Raw genomic sequence first — 17,402 nt, forward strand, 5'->3', positions numbered from 1 at the left:
TGGCCCCTTGCTGGGAGCCTGAGGACGGCGTCCCTCAGAATCCCGAAAAACCCTAATGTCATGACTTTTTCTCGGCCGGCGTTGCGGGAAACCTGATTCCTGGTGTATGTTGGTGTGTGTGGAGTTTGTAGCCGACGCCAACAGGACGCGTGACAAGCGTGTCCCCAATACACGAAGGAGAGTTCCCATGCCCCATATGGAAGAAACCAATAAGGCCAAGGAACGGATCAACAAGGATTTCAAGCTGCTTGTGGACGATGCCCATGCCCTGCTGAAGGCCACGGCAGACGACACGGACAAGATTACCAAGGAAGCGCGCGACAAGCTCGCCGAACGGCTGAGCGAGTACCGGGAGCGATACTCCTACGTGGAGGACGCCATTGTCGGCCGCGCCGAGCAGGTGGACCATTTCGTCAAGGACAAGCCCTACCAGGCCATGGGCGCGGCTCTCGGCGTAGGCCTGCTCGTGGGCTGGCTCTTCTCCCGCAAGTAGGGTTCGAGAATGCCAGGACCTTTCGAATCCGCCCTGTCCTCCATCCTGGAAGCGCCGGAGCACGCCAGACGCGCCGTGCGGATCATCCTCGCCCTGGGCAGAAACCGTCTGGAGCTCGTCGGCGTGGAGGCGCGGGAGGAATCGCTGCTTTTGCTGCGGCTGCTCATCCTGGCGGCCGCAGCCTTCCTCTTTCTGGCGCTGGCCGTTGTGGTCGGCACATTCACCGTCATCTACGCCGTGGGGCCGGAGCATAGGCTCACGGCCCTGGTCTGCGCCACGGCGCTCTTCGCCATCATCGGCGTCATTCTGGTGCTTGTGACCCGCATGAAAGTGCGCAACGCCAAGCCCCCATTTTCCCAGACCGTGGCCGAGCTGCGCAAGGACGAGGACTGCCTGTGAGTGGAAAAATGACACCGCTGGCCCGCAAGAAAGCGCTGCTGCTGGCCGAAGGCGCCCTGCTCCGCGCAGAAGCCGTGCATGAGGTGCATCAGGTGAAAGTCGGGTTGTCGATCATAGCACGATTGCTGTCCACCGGCGCAACGATACTGGGTCTCACACGGCGCCGTCCGCGGCCACTCCGCTAACTGGCCAGACGCGGGAGCCGTAAGGGGCAATCCTCGCGAGCATCCCGGCGAGCTCTGGCTGATGATTTTCGCCAGGCATGAGCACCCGACTCTGCTGCGCTGCAGTCCTGGCCTTGTAGCTTTCTGCTGAAACGTCTGATGCATGCTGGAGGGCGTTTATGTGGCGGAATCCGACATTCATCTGCGCCATGAGCCTGACCCTGGCGGTAGTGGCCTGGGGAATGGTGGACACTCTGGGGCTTGCGGCGTGGGCCAGCTCCACCGTGGATCTGCTGTTCCGCAGCCGGGGCTGGTTCGTGATGCTGACCACCACGTTCCTGCTGCTGGGAGCGATTATCCTGGCTGCCGGACGCGCGGGCCGCATCCGCCTTGGGGCCGAAGATGAACGCCCCGAGTTCTCCACCTTTTCCTGGCTGGTGATGATGTTCGCCGCCGGCATGGGGGTGGGGCTGCTGTTCTACGGCGTGGCGGAGCCGGTGGGCCATTTCCTGTTCTTCCGCAACTACCAGAACGCTCCAGAGGCCGCCTCGTCGGCCCTGTCCCTCACCGTGTTCCATTGGGGGCTGCACGCCTGGGCCATATACGGCTCCTGCGGCCTCGTCATAGCCTATTTCGGCTTCCGCAAAAACGCCCCCCAACTCCTCAGCTCCCCACTGCGCCACGTGTACGGCGAGAATGTATGGACGCGCGGTATCGGGTTCATTTTCGACGCCCTGGCGGTCTACGCCACGGCCATCGGCCTGGCAGGCTCCATGGCCATGGGTGTTTTTCAGGTGCAAAGCGGTGTGGCCCGGATGCTGGGACTGGGAGAGACCGGCCTGGGCTTGGCCCTTGGAGTCTTCGTTGTGCTTTGCCTGGCCTCGTTCCTGCCCCTGGTGCGCGATCTGGGATCGGGCATGGCCAAGCTTTCTTCTCTGGCCATACTCCTCACCGTAGGACTCATGCTCTACCTGCTGTTGGCCGGGCCCACGGGCTTTATCATGAGCAGCGTTACTGAAATGCTGGGAAATTACGCCAGCCAGGTGCTGCCACACGGCTTGCAGACCTACGTCTTCTGGGAAGAGAACGTGCTCAAGTACTTCTCGGACTGGACCCTGAACTACATGGTCTGGTGGCTGGCCTGGGCTCCCTTTGTGGGAGTCTTTATCGCGCGCATCTCGCGAGGCCGTACCATCCGCGAGTTCCTTACCGGCGTGCTGCTCGCTCCCACAGGCTTTTCCCTGGTCTGGTTCGGCGTGTTGGGCAGCGCTGGCTTTTACGAGGCATATTTCGAGCGTTTCGATCCGCAAATCGTGGTGCGCGACGTCAACGCCGCCACCTTCGCCCTTCTGGAGAGCTTTCCCCTGGCCTGGCTCACCTCTGCGGCCACCATCGCCGCAGCTTTCCTCTTCATCGTCACCAGCGTGGTGAGCGCCGCCTATGTGCTGGCCATGTTCTCCAGCCGTGGCGACGCGGACCCGCCCACTTCCATGAAGCTGACCTGGGGCGTTATCCTGGCGGCCCTGGGCCTGGTGATGATCGTTACCGGCAGCGTGGACGCCGTGCGGGCCATTATCGCCCTGTCCGCCAATCCCTTCATCTTCATCGTACTGACGCTTTTTGTGTGCCTGCTGCGGGCGCTGCGGCGCGACATGAACCACCACGGGGAGGAATCATGAACGGAGTGCTCGACACCCTGCTCAATGCAGGCGTCTTCGCCTTTATCGGGCTCCTGCTCTGGCTGTACTTCAAGCCGTCCTGACCCTGGCGTGGGGCGTTCCGGACGTATTCAGTCCGGAGCAAATCTACGAGTCACAGTCTGGACCATGCCCGGTGAGGTAAAAACGAAAAAGGCCCGGCATTGCCGGGCCCATGTCGATCAGGGGAAAGGGATGGGAGATTACGCCACGAGACAGACCCGGTCCTCGCCGTCGCGCTCGTTCACGTAGACGTTCACATGCTCGCCGCGCTGGGTGGGCACGTGCTCGCCCACGTAGTTGGCCTCGATGGGCAGCTCGCGGTTGCCGCGGTCCACAAGGACCAGAAGCTCCACCTTGCGCGGCCGGCCGTAGTCCAGAATCGCCTCTAGCGCGGCGCGGATGGTCCGGCCGGTAAACAGCACGTCATCCACCAGCAGAATCTCGCGGTCCTCGATGGAGAACGGGATGTCGGTCTGGCTGATGGTCGGTTGCACGGCCAGACTGGTCCAGTCGTCGCGGTAGAGGTTGATGTCGAGGCGGCCCAGATTGAGGTCGCATCCGGCCTTGGCGTCCACAATGGCCTTGAGCCGCCGCGCGATGTCCACGCCCCGGCGCTGGATGCCCATGAGCACCAGATTCTCGCAGCCCTTATGCGCCGCGACGACCTCGTCGGCAAGCCTGGTCAGCACCGTCTCCATGTCGGCAGCGCTGAGAATATCCTTGCAGTCCTGCATGGCATACCCGTCCTTGATTCGCTCCGTATCCGTGAGAAATCGGCAAAATATTCATATAGTGGATTGCGCCGCTCAAGTAAATCCATTCTCCAGAAGGTTTTAATACATTGATATTGCAATAGATTCAACAAGGCACTCTGCCCGCATCCTTGTGGAAAGTCGTTCGTTTTTGGAGCCTGCCATTGACAGCCTCTTTGTCGACCATTACGTTCTCCAATACTTCAAAATCACAGCACGGAGGTTTTCATGGTCAATATTTCCGAGAACGCCATCAACGAGTTAAAAGCGTACTTTGAAGATAAGGATAAAAGCCCCATCCGCGTGTATCTCGCGCCCGGCGGTTGCTCCGGCCCCAGAATGGCCCTCGCCCTGGACCAAGCCAACGAGAACGACGAGGTTGTCGAGCACGACGGCTTCACTTTCGTGGTTGAGAAAGAGCTCTACGAGCAGGCCAAGCCCATCAGCATCGACATCAGCTACATGGGCTTCACCGTGGACTCCGCCCTGCCCCTGGGCGGTGGTTCCTGTGGCTCCAGCTGCGGCTCCGGCGGTTGCGGCACCGACAGCTCCGGTGGTTGCTGCTGCTAACTACCGGCAATCTGGCATAGACCCAAAGCCCTCGGCCTCTCCGGCCGGGGGCTTTTTCGTTTCATGCATCGCGCATCATGCCGCAAGAAGCAGCGCCGCCCATTCTCCCCCGGTCTTCATCGTATGGCAGAGGGCAATAGCCAGTATAGATTAAACCAATAAATGAAATAGCTTCGACTTTTTGGAGTGAATAAAATAATTTCTTCCTGATGTTCACGAACCTGCCGAATTCGTGTACAATATCTTTTTGGTGTGGAATTGCAGACCTGAAGATCGTTACCAATTTTGGACAATTCAATTGACATCCATCTATCCGGTCCTTAGGTCTACCTCTCCGACCAGGTAAACATTTGCACGGAGGATTCAATGGTCAACGTTTCCGACAACGCCATGAAGGAGTTGGAGGCTTACTTCGCCGACAAGGAGAAGAGCCCCATCCGCGTATACCTCTCTCCCGGCGGCTGATCCGGCCCCCGGCTGGCATTGGCTCTGGATGAGCCAAACGATAACGACGAGGTCATCGAGTTAAACGGCTTCAAGTTCGTGGTCGAAAAAGACCTGCTCGAAAAAGCAAAACCCATCAGCATCGATCTCTCCTACATGGGCTTCACAGTGGACTCCGCCCTGCAGCTCGGCGGCGGTTCCTGCAGCACCAGCTGCGGCTCTGGCGGCTGCGGCGGCTAGCCCTGGACATACGACTCATGTACGCAAATCCCCCGACCCTGCCTGGGCCGGGGGATTTTTACTTTGAATCGCCGATGCGCCGCCGGTTCCAGGTAGAACCTCCGGCGCCGCTCTCGCAACAGGGATCATGCCCCGCGCTTTGCGGCGGCTAGGTCAAGCTGCAGATACGCCACGCCTTCGATGGGGTTGTCATAATAGGATGATATCTCCACAAACCCCAGGTTCATGTACAGCCTGGTGGCCGCGCCCATGACCTTCGGTATGGTGTCCAGCCGCATATACCGGTACCCGATGTCCCGCGCCGCCTCGATGGCGCACTCGGCCAGTCGCCTGCCCAGGCCGCAGCCCCGCGCCTCTGGCGCGATGTACAACCGCTTCATCTCGCAGCAGCCCAGATCGCAGGGCCGCACGCCCACGCAGCCGATGGCCTCGCCGGTCTCCTCGTCCCGCGCCAGAAACAGCCGCCCCTCCGGCGGCGCGTACTTGCCCGGCATCGAGGCCAGCTCGTCCTCGAAGTTCTGAAAGCACAGGTCGAACCCCAACCCGGCCGCATACGTGCGGAACAACCCGCGCACAACGTCCATGTCCGCATCGCTCTCAGCCTGGGTGATGTGTATCTCTCGCTTGTCCATTTTGCTATCAATCCTGGTTTCAAGGGGCGCTGTCCCTTGGCACCTCGCAAGGGGCCACTTGCCTCTTAACCCCGTTCTGGGGTCCACGATTCTCCAGGGCAGGAGAGTCGGGCCGGTAGCAACGCGAACCGACCAGAGGTGAGCCCCAGCACGGGGCGAATCAGGGGAATTGAATTCCCCTGGCAAGGGGGCGTGGGGGACAGCGTCCCCCAGCCGCCGGAAGCACTCATATTTTCAAAATCAATACGTCCGCTCATCGCGGACACGCGGCGCGTCCGAGGGGAGTTCATCGGGGTCGCGCACGATCTCCACGTCCGGCCGCAGCTTGCACAGCGCCTGGAACCGGACCTGGAACGCCTCCGGGTCCACAGTGCCCTCGGGGTGAAAGAGCCGCATCACCACAGTCTCGCGGCCGCCGGCGTTGCCCAGCATGAGCTGCCAGCGGGTAACGCCCTCGAACCGCGCCACGACCTCCTGTATTTGGTGCGGATAGAGGAACTGGCCTTTGACCTTGGTGGTGTCGTCGGCGCGGCCCAGGATGCCAGCCAGCCGCGGCGAGGTGCGGCCGCAGGGGCAGACGTCGTCCACGATTCTGGACAGATCGCCGGTGGCCAGACGGAGCAGCGGATACGCCCGTGTGAACGGCGTGACCACAACCTCGCCTATCTCTCCGGGAGGTACGGGCCTGCCAGTGGCCGAGTCGCAGATCTCCACCCAGCAGCGCGGGGAGACGTGCATGCCGGTCAGCTCGCGGCACTCATAGGCGGCGCAGCCCAGATCGGCCGTGCCGTAGCCTTGACGCACGCGCATGCCGAAAGCGTCCTCCAGCTCCTGGCGCAGGCTCTCGGGCAACCGCTCCGCCGCCACAAAGGCAACGTCGAGCCGAAAGTCCTTGCGCGGGTCCAGCCCCTTGGACACGGCCTTGTCCTTGATCACCTTGAGATAGCTGGCCATGCCCACGAACCCGGTCACCGGCAGCCGGGTCATCAGGTCTATCTGCACGTCAGTGTTGCCCGGTCCGGCAGGCACCACGGCGCAGCCCAGCTCGCGCAGAGGCTCCTCCAGCATCAGGCCGGCCGGAGTCAGATGGTAGCCGAAGGTCATCTGCACCAGGTCGCGGGCGCGGAAACCGGCGGCATGGAACGCCGCGGCCCAGCCCCAGTAGTCCTGCTCCCGGCCCTCGGGGTCGAAGATGGGCCCGGGCGACATGTAGATGCGCGAGAGCGCGCCGGGCTCCACGGCCAGCAGGTGCGCCAGCCCCTTTTCCTGTTGCAGGGAGATGAGCTGCTTCTTGGACAGGATGGGCAGTTTCGCGAAATCCTCAGGCGTGCGGATGTCGTCCGGCGTCAGGCCAGCCGCCTCCATGCGCCCGCGGGACTCGGCCGAGTCGGCCCAGGCAAGGCCAATGACCTCGCGGCAGCGCTCCCACTTGGCCGCGTCGCGGCGTTCGGCCGGCAGACATTCCACATCGCTCCAACAGCTTTCCTCACGTGTGATGGCCACGGCCCGCTCCTTGTCTGAAGTTGCTATAGTTGCAGCACGTTATGACTTCGCTTGCTCAGACATTCCGTATTGCTTCTGCCACTCGTCCAAAAAGAGGATGGCTGTTTCCACGCTGGAAAGCGCGCCCTGCTGCTGCCGCAGCCGCCAGACCAGGTCCTTGAAGGAAGCGTCCTTGGAGAGCTGGAGGCGTTCCAGCAGCGCGAGCACGTCGCCGCGCATGGACTCCGGCAGGGCCTGCGACCACGCTTCGAGCTGGGCGTCGCGTGATCCGGCAAGGCGACCTGGAAAACGCTCGTCGATGAAGGCGAGCAGCGTCTGCATCCGCGCCGTGTAGGTGTGCTCGGCCATGGCGCGGCGGCGCGCCTTGTCGGCCATGGCGATGCGCTCCTCGGGGTGGGTCAGGTAGTGGTCGATGGCCGCGAGAAGCGACTCCATGTCCGTGAAGGTGGCGAGCTCATCCTCGGCAAAGCATTCGTCCAGCAGGGAGCGGCGGTCCACGAGCTGGAATGCGCCACAGCAGGCGAGCTCGAAGGTCCGCGGATTGACAAAGTCCCCCTGCCCCACGGGCGGGTCCACGCGCACGCTGGAGTGCAGGTTCAGGTTGATCTTGCTCGCCGCGAAAACCTTGATGGCTTCTTCCGGCTCGATGCGCTCGCCGGCGCGTTGCAGCCGCGTGGCCAGGAGCGGGTCACCCTCCCAGTCGCTGCCCCAGATCTTGAAGTCGTAGCGCAGGAGCTGGCGGAAAGCGACGCGGCGGTTGGGGTAGCCGGCCCCGAGAAAGGAGATGTCCGCGCCGAACTTGCGCCGCTCCACGCTGTCCAGCGCCAGCGGCCGATGGAAGGACGCCAGCCCGGCCAGGGGCAGGTAGAGCGCGTTCTGCACGCCGATCGCGGAAAGCTGGGAAAGGAAGGGCTCCTTCTGGATCACGGCAAAGACATCGTACAGCGGGGCGAACCCTTTCCAGTAGGTGAAGAGCTCGAAGTCCTCCACAAACCACATGGCCGTAAGCACGCCGTCGCGGCGAAGCCGTGTCAGTGCCTGGCGCGAGAGCGGCGCCTGGGCCGGGGCGAGCACTAGGTCCGGCTCAAAGGCCTCCGCCTGGGCCAGCACGGCCTGGGAGACGATCTGCAGAAACGAGCTCTCCAGCGCGCCCAAACGGTCGGAGCCGATGCGCAGCGACTTGAGCGCGTTAAAGGATCCGTTGAAGGATGGGCCCTCGAAGACCTCCACCACATGGCCCAGCTCGCGCAGGGCAGCCACGGCGTAGCGGCCCACGGTGAGCGAGCCGCCGTACAGCGGCTGGACGACGAGGATTCGAAGTGGTGTTGCTGAAACGCTCATTGTTCTCCTTCATTGCCTGTTGGGGCCCATCCGAAAGGTTGTTTGAAACAACGTTGGGTTACGTGCTGTATTATTGAAGAAAAGCAACCTGCGGATGATTCAGCAGCCGCCTACGCTCTGTCGCGCCACGGCGGCAGCATCCAGTCCTGTTCGCGGAACATGAGCCGCGTGAGCTGATCGTTCAGGGGCGGCGCGTCCGATTTCAGAACCACGCCGCGCAGCATGGCGATTTCCCGGTGCAGGGCGGCGCGCTCCGCCGCGTACGGGTCCTGGCCGGCAAGTACGTCGTAAGTCTGGCCGAACCCGTCCTGCGAGCCGCGCAGCAGAAGCAGCGATTCGGGCAGCTCATCGCCGCGCACCTCCCTGCCCGCCGCCGCAGCGGCCACATTCTTCAGAAACTTCGGTGCGGTAAAGGGCTCCAGACAGGTCAGCTCGTTGGGACACTCCTGCGCCTCCAGACATGGCGCGCACGGCGGCGCGCTCTGCCAGACGAGGTGGCCGGTGCCGTACGGGCCGGTCTCCCAAGCCCAGGCCGAGGACAAAAAGCAGGCCATGACCGGCGTGCCCAGGGCCGCGGCAAGATGCATGGTGCCCGTGTCCGGGGTGAGCACCAAGTCCAGCCCGCGCAGGAAGCTCGCAAGGCCGGCAAGGTCCATGGAGCCGGTGCGGTCCTCCACGCGCTGGGCCAGCCGTGGCGATGCCGCGCGCAGAAACGCCTTGGCCAGTGGCTTTTCGGCGTTCGTGCCCAGGAGATACGCTTTGGCGCCGTCCTGCCCGCTGCGGGAGGTAGCGCCTTCCAGCGCGGCAGCGGCTATGGGGGCCAGCACCTCTGCCGGCAGGGACCTCCTGGAGTGCCGGCCGGCCAGCACCACGCCCAATCCGCCCGAATTGCCCGGTTCACGTGTTTCAGGTGATTCGAGCACTGCTCCGGGAAATACCGCCTCGGGCGCGATGGGGTTCTCGGCAAAGTGAGCCCAAAGATCCACGAGGTTGCACGGGGCCTGCGGCCTGCGGCTGGAAAGACGAAAGCCCACCTCCGGCCACGGGTCCTTGAGCCGCTGGCCCGCGTGGGTGAAGTAGCCGTGCACCACGTCCTCGTCGAACATGGACGCCAGGGCGAAGTTCAGGCCCGAGAAGTTGAGATTGTAGACCGCATCCGGCTCTGCCGCGCGAATGGCCTCGAAGGCCGCGGCGTTGGCCGCAAGGAGCTCGCCGGGGGACTGCCGTCCACCGTGGGCGCGCACGGGATGGATGGTCGCTTCGGGATAGAGAATCCCGGCAAGACCGGCCAGGGAGGCGTCGCACGCAAGGTGCACGCTCGCGCCAGGACCGGACAGGCTGCGCATGAGACGCGCGGTCTGCACAAGGTCGCCGAACCGGGCAAGCTGGATGACGAGGCTGGTGAATGGCATGGCTACTGGGCTCTGGTTTTGGCGACGGATTCGGATATTGCCACGCATCCTTACGGCTATCCGGCCGCCATGCTCCGTGTTTATGGGCCGAGGGGCTCGCAGAAGTCAACACGCCGGCGCGAGGGAGAAAGGCCATACCGGCTGTTTCAGAGCCATGCCATAAGAAGAGGCGGCCCGGGCAACCCGAACCGCCTCTTTGGATAATCCGGAGTAGAAGAGATTACCAGCTACCGCCGGAGCTGCCGCCCACGCCACTTGAACCTCCACTGCCGCCGTCCGGGCTTCGCTGCATTTCGTCCAGATCACGCTCCATGTCCCGCAGCTTCTTTTTCTGCTGATTGATCTTTTCCTTCAACTTTTCCACTTCTTGCATGGCGTCAATCGCGGCTTCTTCACATTCCTTGCTCGTACAATCGGGACGAGAGTTTTCCAACGCGTCCTTCTCGAAGAGCTCGACCATCTCCTGGTTGTTCGCGATATCTGCTTTGAGTTCCTGTATATCCTCCTTGAGACATGCGGCAGGTTGGGATTGACACCATGCCTGTTTCTCATTCCCCTTCATGACGGCATATTGTACATCTCCAACAAAGCCGCACCCAACAATTGGGGAACATATAAGGACAATGACGAGCGCAATGCGGCAACGAGACCATAATCCATTGGTATACAAGTAATGCACTTTCTCTTGCCTCCTATCTCTTGCGCCCAGCCAGCTCGGGCTTTCCGAGTAGATTTCGGTCTGTTCTCCCGGTCAGCTTCAGCCCTGTCTCTTTCTGGAGAACATCTTCACCGCCCGTTTGGTCCGCTTACCAGCTATGCCCACCACCGCTGGAGCCCCCCGAACCACCGCTGTTGGAACCGTCCTGGCTGTGCTTCATGGCTTCGAGCTTCTTCTCCATGTCCTTGAGGTCCCGCTTTCTTTGCTCGACGACTTCGCGGTAGTTTTGCAGCCGTTTCGTATGCTTGAGCAACTTCTCCTCGCAATCCGGGATGTCGCAGTCCGGCAACGCCAGAGCCTCCACCATATCCTCTTCGTCCTCTATGAGCTTCTCATCGAGGACGAGGTCTCTCTTGAGCCTGTCGATTTTGCTGTCAAGGCATGGAATGGGATTGGCGCGGCACCTCGCATCCATGGCCTTTCTTTCATCGACCGTGACGGCGCAAGACGAAAAAAAACCTGCCGCAAGGAATAGTAGCAACAAGAAAAGCACCAAGCTCCGCATTCCAGTCATATGCATGTGCAGATATGTTTTCATGGCTCCCCCCTACTTTTCGCGTTCGGCTTTTTCCAAAGCGAACAGGATATCCATGTCGATCTTGCCGTTGCGATCCAGACCGGAGTCCTTCTGAAACTTTTTGACGGCGCCGACCGTCCGCTTGCCGGCTATCCCGTCGGCAGGACCGGGATCATAGCCGAGCTGGGCGAGCTTCTTCTGGACCTCGGCCACAAGGGCCCTGCCTTCGAGCTCCTGTTTGGGGTGAACGACCACGACGATGGTCTTGATGTACTCCGGATCGGAAAGGCGCTGGTCTATGCCGGGATTGATGCGCCTGGCCGTGGCGTACCACCGCGCCGAGGCTTCGAAGTCCTGCACCTGCGGGAAGGCGGCATACAGCCGCCCGAGAGCCAGGGTGGCGGCCAGGTCGTTCTTGCGCGCCGCGCTGGTCAGATAGGAAACGGCTTTGTTGGTATCCACGGGAACGCCCGTGGCTCCGCCCATGTACATGATGCCGAGGGTTCGTTCCGCAGGGGCGTAGCCCTGCCGAGCTGAGGCTTCCAGCCATGAGACGGCTTGTTGGGTGTTTTGCGGCACACCCGTGCCATCCAGATAGAGAGTGCCCAGGATGTACTGCGCCTCGGGATCGCCATAGCCTGCAGCTTTTTCATACATGGGGAGGGCCCGTTGCAGGTCCTCGTCCCCATAGTAGGCGCTGTTGGCCATGTCTCGATAGACAGTGCCTTGGATGTTTTTGCACGATGCACACGCCGCCGCGATTGCAAACACCAGAACAGTAACAACCAGACACCTGCGGATCATTGTCCCCCCCGCGTTGTCAGGTGTGTGTGGTGCGCCGCGTCTGCTTCAAGGAGCGACAGAAGCCGTGCAGCACAGAACGCCCCCACAGTGGTGTCCAGGCTATCCCACAGCCCTTCTTCCACGGCCAATGCGAGCAGCCCTGCTCCGGCCGGCATGACCGCCGACGGAAGCGGGATACCCGCAGCTTTGGGCACCGCCCTCTGCAACGTCTGGAGGGACGACGCCCCGCTGTCTCCCCGAAATCTGATCGTATTTTGTTGGGAATAGCAGCAGCCCCGGAACCGGGCAAGCAAAAACATGATGCAGGTTATACTATTACTACCTAATATAGTGAAGAATCGGCAGGATAATGCGCGGAATTGTTTCACGTCACGGCATGCATATGGTCCGGCGTCTGCAATATCCCCTACCCGAAAATTCAGGTCGCCATTCCGGCCATTTGCCCCCGGCGTTTCATATGGTATCAACGCCCATGCGTTACTATCCCGCTTTTCTCGATCTCACACACGCACGTTGCCTGGTGGTGGGATACGGCGGCGTGGGCCGGCGCAAGCTGGCTACCCTCCTGGAGGCCTCGCCTGCCTCGGTGCTTGTGCTCGATCCCTCCGGCCGTGCAACCCATCCCGAGGACGCGCAGCGCTTGCTGGACGCCCCTCAAGTGGTGTATGCAAGCCGGTCGTTCGAGGAGCGTGATCTGGACGACGTGTTCCTCTGCACGGCGGCTACGCCGTCACTTGAGGAAAACGGCCGCATCGCCCGTCTCTGCCGTGATCGCGGCGTGCTCTGCAATGTGGCCGACGATCCCGACGCCGGCTCGTTCATCGTGCCGTCGCATGTGGAGCTCGAAGGATTGACCGTGGCGCTCTCCACCGGCGGACAGAGCCCGGCCCTGGCGCGGCGTCTGCGTCGCGATCTGGAGTCTTATCTTGCAGGGTACGGCGCGCTCTCCACGCTGCTGGGCCGCCTGCGGCCGCGCGTGCTGGCGCTGGGCATGGAAACACCGGTGAACACTGCGATATTCCGGGGGCTTGTGGAGTCCAATCTCAAGGACGCTCTGGCCGCCGCAGACCACGAGAAGGCGTGCGGCATATTGCGCGCACATCTGCCGGATGCCCTGCACCCGGTGCTGGAGGATCTTCTCCATGACCTTGTTTGATCTCGTCTACTTCACCATCCTTGCGCTCTACGTGCTGGGCACGCTGTTCTACATGGCCGGCGCGTTCAGCCACAGGGTGCAGCTCAAGCGGCTCGCCGGGTTCATCGCCGGAGCCGGCCTGTTGCTGCACACGCTCATTCTCATCCACTTCCTGGCGGCCACGAGCATCAGCAGCCTCTCGGTGGGCTACTTCATCAAGCTCTTCTCGTGGTGCCTGGTGGCCATCTTCTTCATCCTCTGGTGGCGCTTCAAGCTGGAGTTCCTGGCGCTCATCGCTTCGCCCATCGCCATTCTGTTGTTCATCTTCTCCTTTACGCACAAGACGGCGGCCAAAATGCCGCCCCACTTGGCCGGTCCGTTCTTCGGCCTGCACATCGGCACGCTTTTCGGCAGCATGGCGCTGCTGGCCATGGCCTTTGCCGCGGGCATCATCTTTCTCAGGCTGGAGAAGAAGATCAAAGGCAAGGCCCGGCTGTCGGAGATGGACCGCGAGATGCCGGCGCTCTCCACATTCGACCGGGTCAACTACTGGGCCGTGGTCGTGGGCTTTCCGCTCTACACCATCGGCATGCTCGCCGGCTTTGTCTTTGCCAAGCTCTCCTGGGGCCAGGTGCTCACGGGCGACCCCAAGGAGATCGTCTCCATCGTGGTCTGGCTGCTGTTCGCCGTGCTCTTCCACAACAGGCTGGCCCGCGGCTGGTGGGGCCGCCGCCCGGCGGTCTGGGCCATCGGCATCTTCACCCTGGCCATCGGCTCCATGATCGTGATCAACTTTTTCGTGCCCTCGCACCATAGCTTCCGGCCCATTCCTTCGGTGGAAAAACCCGCACTGACCGCTCCAACGAATCCATGACGATGAACAAATCTCTGTGTCTCATTGGCCTCAACCACACCACGGCCGGTGTCGAGGTCCGCGAAGCGTTCGGTCTGGCAGACTGCCTGCCCGGGCGGCTCCTTGATACGGAATCGACGACCCGCCCCGAGGAATCGCAGCAGATCATCCCCCTGGGCGGCGCGGTCGAGGAGCTCGCCATCCTCTCCACCTGCAATCGCGTGGAGATCGTGGCCGTGGGCGACAAGAAAAGCCTGCGCCAGGAGGTGCTCTCCCGCTGGGCCGCGGCGCGCAACGCCTGCGTCAAGGATCTGGAGCCCTACGTGTACATCCACGAGGACCTGGAAGCCGTGCGCCATCTCTTCCGCGTGGCCTGCGCCCTGGACTCCATGGTGCTGGGCGAACCGCAGATCCTGGGCCAGCTCAAGGACGCCTACCGCACCGCGATCAAGGCCGGCACCACCAAGGTCATTCTCAACCGCCTGTACCACAAGGCGTTTTCCGTGGCCAAACGGGTGCGCACCGAGACGGCCGTGGGCTCCGCCGCGGTCTCCATCAGCTATGCGGCAGTGGAGCTGGCCAAGCGCATTTTCGGCGACATGTCCCGGCAGAAGGCCATGCTCATCGGCGCTGGCGAAATGGCCGAGCTGGCCGCACAGCACCTGGTCACGTCCGGCATCCAGGAAATCTTCGTTGCCAACCGCACCTTCGAGCGCGCGCGTGAGCTGGCCAAGCAGTTCGAGGGGCGCCCCATCCCCTTTGAGACGCTCTTCGACCGCCTGCACGAGGTGGACATCGTCATCAGCTCCACGGGCTCGCCCACGGCCGTCATCCGCGCCAAGGACGTCAAGGCCGTGCTCAAAAAGCGGCGCAACCGGCCCATGTTCTTCATCGACATCGCCGTGCCGCGGGACATCGACCCGGACGTGAACACGCTGGACTCGGTCTTCCTCTACGACATCGACGACCTCAAGGAGGTCGTGGAGGAAAATCTGGCCCAGCGTAAGGAAGAGGCTGCCAAGGCCACGGCAATCGTCTATGATGAGGCCGAAGCCTTTGCCCAGTGGCTCAAGTCCTTGGAGCTGCAGCCTACTATCGTGGACCTGCTGGACCAGAACCACGCCATTGCACGCAAGGAGCTGGCAAAGACCGAGAAGCGCCTTGTCCAGATTCTTGGGCACGATGTGGACCCGCAGATGCACGACGCTCTGGAAACGCTGGTGGATTCCGTGGTCAAGAAGATGCTCCACGAGCCCATTGTCTTCCTCAAGCGCCGCTCGGCCGAGGAGGAGTCCGCCAAGCGCTACATCGACACCATGCGCCGGATGTTCAATCTCGACGCCGACGAGATCCCTCCGGACGCCCACGCCGATCGCCGCGGTCTGGTCAGGCAGGACGACAACGGCAGTGATTTTAACGGAACCGACAATGATATCGACGAGATGAACAACGGGGAATAACGAATGCGCAGCTACATGATAGAGGAACTGAGCCCCGAGAGCATCGAACGCATCGGCAAGAAACTTGATGACCTGAGGCTGACCGGCGCCATCGAGGGCATCTGGTGGCTGCCCATTGCCGATGAGCACCTGACCGACGAGCAGAAGGAGCACGCCGAGAGCTGCGGCCCCCACTGCGTGGCCATCGAGATGGACGACGACCATCTGAAGATGGAGCTCCTGGTGCGCTGCCGCCGGGTCATGCGCTGCTCCTGCATTGCCTACGCCACGCCCGAACAACGCGCCTTTGCCATCGACTGGCTCGACGACCTCCTCAAGTCGCTGGACATCTCGGTCTAGCGCCCCACCCGATATGGCCACGCCGCTCCGACTCCAGGACCTCGAACCGCGCATGGCCAAGCTCTGCCTCGCTGTGGAGGAGTTTGCGCGCGAGCCCTTTGGCTCGCCGCTGCCCCTGCCCCCGCTGCAGGAGGGCACCCTGCTTCTGGCCCTGTCCGGCGGTGTGGACTCCACGGCCCTGGCCGTGATCTTCACCTGCCTTGCGCCGCGGTTGGAGGTGGCGCTCTACGCCGCCCACCTGGATCACGGCCTGCGTGAGGACTCCGCCGAGGACGCCGCCCACGTGGTGGAGCTGTGCAACAAGCTGGACATCCCCCTGACCAGTGAGCGGCGCGATGTTGCCGCCCTGGCCGCCGAGCGCGGTATCGGGCTGGAGGAAGCCGGCCGCGAGGCCCGCGCCGATCTCATGGAGCGCGTACGCGCGGCGCACCCTATCGACATTGTTCTGCAGGGCCACCAGCTGGACGAACTGGCCGAGGACATGCTCATGCGACTCATCCGCGGCACGGGCTGGCCTGCCCTGGCCGGCATGGAGGCGTGGGACCCGCAACGCGCTCTGCTGCGTCCCCTGCTGCTCACATCCAAAAGCGAGCTCCAGGAGCTGGTCCGCTCTGTTGGGATCACCTGGCGCGAGGACGCCTCCAACAAGGACCCCGCCTACATGCGCAACCGCGTGCGCCTGGACATCCTGCCGCGAATCGCCGCCGAGAACCCGAACTTTACCGAGACGGCCGCCGGGCTCTGGAAGCTGGCCCGGCTGGATGCGTCCTACTGGAAAGAGCGCGCGGCTTCCATCCCTATACATCGGAATTCCGAGGGCGTTTCCGTAGAAACGGCGCCTCTGCGCGCTGCCCCCATGGCGCTCCGGCTGCGGGTGCTCAAAAGCGCGGTGGAAACCGCAGGCGTCGGCCAGCCCCTGCTCGAATCCCTCCTGAACCTCGACCGCGCCGTGATGGAAAAACGCACCGGCGCCGTGATTCAACTGCCAGGTTCCAAAGCAGCGCGTGTGGGAAGAAACGCGGTCCGCATAGCTCGTTCGAAAATGAGTCGTTGACAGGCGTGTGGCTGGGTTGTATCCAGCTTGTGAAAATTTCAACATGAAGGAGCGTGCTTCGTGAATATCCTGATTTTCGGACCCAACGGCAGCGGTAAGGGCACCCAGGGCAACCTGGTGAAGGACAAGTTCAATCTCGCTCACATCGAGTCCGGCGGTATCTTCCGCGAGCACATCGGCGGCGGCACCGAGCTCGGCAAGAAGGCCAAGGCTTTCATCGATAAGGGCGAGCTCGTTCCTGACGATATCACCATCCCCATGGTCCTTGAGACCCTGGAGACCACCGGCAAGGACGGCTGGCTGCTGGACGGCTTCCCCCGCAACATGGTGCAGGCTCAGAAGCTGTGGGATGCGCTGCAGGAAAAGGGCATGAAGCTCGATTACGTCATCGAGATCCTGCTGCCCCGCGAAGTCGCCAAGAACCGCATCATGGGTCGCCGCCTCTGCGAGAACAATCCGAACCACCCGAACAACATCTTCATCGACGCCATCAAGCCCGACGGCGACAATTGCCGCGTGTGCGGCGGCGCTCTGAAGACCCGCGCCGACGATCAGGACGAAGAAGCCATCAACAAGCGCCACGATATCTACTACAACACCGAGGACGGCACCCTGGCCGCCGCGTACTTCTACAAGGATCTGGCCGCCAAAGGCGAGACCAAGTACGTTGAGCTGGATGGCGAGCGCACCATCGACGAAATCAAGGAAACCCTGCTTTCCAAAGTTCAGTAGCAGCCGCACCGCGGGCGTGGAGCCTGCATCGCGGCGCCGTGCGATTGTCCCATCGCGCTACTTTGAAAAGGCCCGACACGGTTCACCGTATCGGGCCTTTTCCTTTTCCCCCTGGCAGGGATGTGCGCATCGCGGACGTG

At 62.4% G+C, this 17,402-nt stretch carries 20 protein-coding genes; 12 read left to right on the forward strand and 8 right to left on the reverse strand.

From position 1 onward, the window contains the following. Positions 1-187 precede the first annotated feature (187 nt). The 4 genes from E8L03_RS04160 (at position 188) to E8L03_RS04175 (ending at position 2,735) form a co-directional block, all read left to right on the forward strand. Complete coding sequence (locus E8L03_RS04160; RefSeq protein ID WP_171266655.1) at positions 188-493, forward strand: ElaB/YgaM/YqjD family protein; 306 nt, start codon at positions 188-190, stop codon at positions 491-493. 9 nt (positions 494-502) lie between these two features. Continuing rightward, positions 503-892, forward strand: coding sequence for a phage holin family protein (locus E8L03_RS04165; protein WP_144234612.1), 390 nt, complete (start codon positions 503-505; stop codon positions 890-892). 8 nt (positions 893-900) lie between these two features. After that, a complete protein-coding gene (locus E8L03_RS04170) occupies positions 901-1,077 on the forward strand; it encodes a hypothetical protein (RefSeq protein ID WP_171266656.1) in 177 nt (58 codons plus the stop codon). Positions 1,078-1,235: 158 nt separating this feature from the next. Then, the gene (locus E8L03_RS04175) at positions 1,236-2,735 is read left to right on the forward strand and encodes a BCCT family transporter (protein WP_144234614.1); all 1,500 of its coding nucleotides are present in this window, start codon (positions 1,236-1,238) and stop codon (positions 2,733-2,735) included. 221 nt (positions 2,736-2,956) lie between these two features. Here the strand turns inward: E8L03_RS04175 and pyrR are convergent, their stop codons facing one another. Next, the gene (gene pyrR / locus E8L03_RS04180; RefSeq protein WP_144234615.1) at positions 2,957-3,490 is read right to left on the reverse strand and encodes a bifunctional pyr operon transcriptional regulator/uracil phosphoribosyltransferase PyrR; all 534 of its coding nucleotides are present in this window, start codon (positions 3,488-3,490) and stop codon (positions 2,957-2,959) included. A gap of 246 nt (positions 3,491-3,736) precedes the next feature. Between pyrR and E8L03_RS04185 the strand changes: the two genes are divergently transcribed. Next, a complete protein-coding gene (locus E8L03_RS04185; RefSeq protein WP_144234616.1) occupies positions 3,737-4,078 on the forward strand; it encodes an IscA/HesB family protein in 342 nt (113 codons plus the stop codon). Between the two features lie 366 nt (positions 4,079-4,444). Further along, a complete protein-coding gene (locus E8L03_RS04190) occupies positions 4,445-4,762 on the forward strand; it encodes an IscA/HesB family protein (protein ID WP_144234617.1) in 318 nt (105 codons plus the stop codon). A gap of 125 nt (positions 4,763-4,887) precedes the next feature. Here E8L03_RS04190 and E8L03_RS04195 read toward each other — a convergent pair whose 3' ends face one another. The 7 genes from E8L03_RS04195 to E8L03_RS04225 form a co-directional block, all read right to left on the reverse strand. Beyond that, the gene (locus E8L03_RS04195) at positions 4,888-5,394 is read right to left on the reverse strand and encodes a GNAT family N-acetyltransferase (protein ID WP_171266657.1); all 507 of its coding nucleotides are present in this window, start codon (positions 5,392-5,394) and stop codon (positions 4,888-4,890) included. A gap of 240 nt (positions 5,395-5,634) precedes the next feature. Beyond that, positions 5,635-6,897, reverse strand: coding sequence for a phenylacetate--CoA ligase family protein (locus tag E8L03_RS04200; protein ID WP_171266658.1), 1,263 nt, complete (start codon positions 6,895-6,897; stop codon positions 5,635-5,637). Between the two features lie 39 nt (positions 6,898-6,936). Further along, positions 6,937-8,238: a CgeB family protein gene (locus E8L03_RS04205; protein WP_144234619.1), complete on the reverse strand. Its 1,302-nt coding sequence runs from the start codon at positions 8,236-8,238 to the stop codon at positions 6,937-6,939. Positions 8,239-8,348: 110 nt separating this feature from the next. Next, positions 8,349-9,650 carry a glycosyltransferase family 9 protein gene (locus E8L03_RS04210; protein WP_171266659.1) on the reverse strand — a complete coding sequence of 434 codons (1,302 nt, stop codon included), beginning with the start codon at positions 9,648-9,650 and terminating at the stop codon, positions 8,349-8,351. 220 nt (positions 9,651-9,870) lie between these two features. Next, positions 9,871-10,329: a hypothetical protein gene (locus tag E8L03_RS04215; RefSeq protein WP_171266660.1), complete on the reverse strand. Its 459-nt coding sequence runs from the start codon at positions 10,327-10,329 to the stop codon at positions 9,871-9,873. Between the two features lie 127 nt (positions 10,330-10,456). Beyond that, positions 10,457-10,906 (reverse strand): hypothetical protein, encoded by a 450-nt coding sequence (locus tag E8L03_RS04220; RefSeq protein ID WP_144234622.1) that lies wholly within the window; start codon positions 10,904-10,906, stop codon positions 10,457-10,459. A gap of 9 nt (positions 10,907-10,915) precedes the next feature. Next, positions 10,916-11,593: an SEL1-like repeat protein gene (locus tag E8L03_RS04225; protein ID WP_171266661.1), complete on the reverse strand. Its 678-nt coding sequence runs from the start codon at positions 11,591-11,593 to the stop codon at positions 10,916-10,918. Positions 11,594-12,161: 568 nt separating this feature from the next. Between E8L03_RS04225 and E8L03_RS04230 the strand changes: the two genes are divergently transcribed. Genes E8L03_RS04230 through E8L03_RS04255 form a run of 6 tightly spaced genes read left to right on the forward strand, consistent with a single transcriptional unit; the run spans position 12,162 to position 17,262 of the window. Then, complete coding sequence (locus E8L03_RS04230; protein WP_171266662.1) at positions 12,162-12,845, forward strand: precorrin-2 dehydrogenase/sirohydrochlorin ferrochelatase family protein; 684 nt, start codon at positions 12,162-12,164, stop codon at positions 12,843-12,845. Next, on the forward strand, positions 12,832-13,698 hold the full coding sequence (locus E8L03_RS04235) for a cytochrome C assembly family protein (RefSeq protein ID WP_144234625.1): 867 nt from the start codon (positions 12,832-12,834) through the stop codon (positions 13,696-13,698). The genes E8L03_RS04230 and E8L03_RS04235 overlap by 14 nt, the downstream gene beginning before the upstream one ends. Before the next feature lie 2 nt (positions 13,699-13,700). Next, positions 13,701-15,137, forward strand: a complete 1,437-nt coding sequence (gene hemA / locus E8L03_RS04240; RefSeq protein ID WP_144234626.1) for a glutamyl-tRNA reductase — start codon at positions 13,701-13,703, stop codon at positions 15,135-15,137. Between the two features lie 15 nt (positions 15,138-15,152). Then, complete coding sequence (locus tag E8L03_RS04245) at positions 15,153-15,476, forward strand: hypothetical protein (protein ID WP_244963661.1); 324 nt, start codon at positions 15,153-15,155, stop codon at positions 15,474-15,476. A gap of 13 nt (positions 15,477-15,489) precedes the next feature. Beyond that, complete coding sequence (gene tilS / locus E8L03_RS04250; protein WP_171266663.1) at positions 15,490-16,530, forward strand: tRNA lysidine(34) synthetase TilS; 1,041 nt, start codon at positions 15,490-15,492, stop codon at positions 16,528-16,530. Between the two features lie 60 nt (positions 16,531-16,590). Then, positions 16,591-17,262 (forward strand): adenylate kinase, encoded by a 672-nt coding sequence (locus E8L03_RS04255; RefSeq protein WP_144234629.1) that lies wholly within the window; start codon positions 16,591-16,593, stop codon positions 17,260-17,262. Positions 17,263-17,402 lie beyond the last annotated feature (140 nt).

This window comes from Oceanidesulfovibrio marinus (assembly GCF_013085545.1).
Lineage (GTDB): Bacteria > Desulfobacterota > Desulfovibrionia > Desulfovibrionales > Desulfovibrionaceae > Oceanidesulfovibrio > Oceanidesulfovibrio marinus.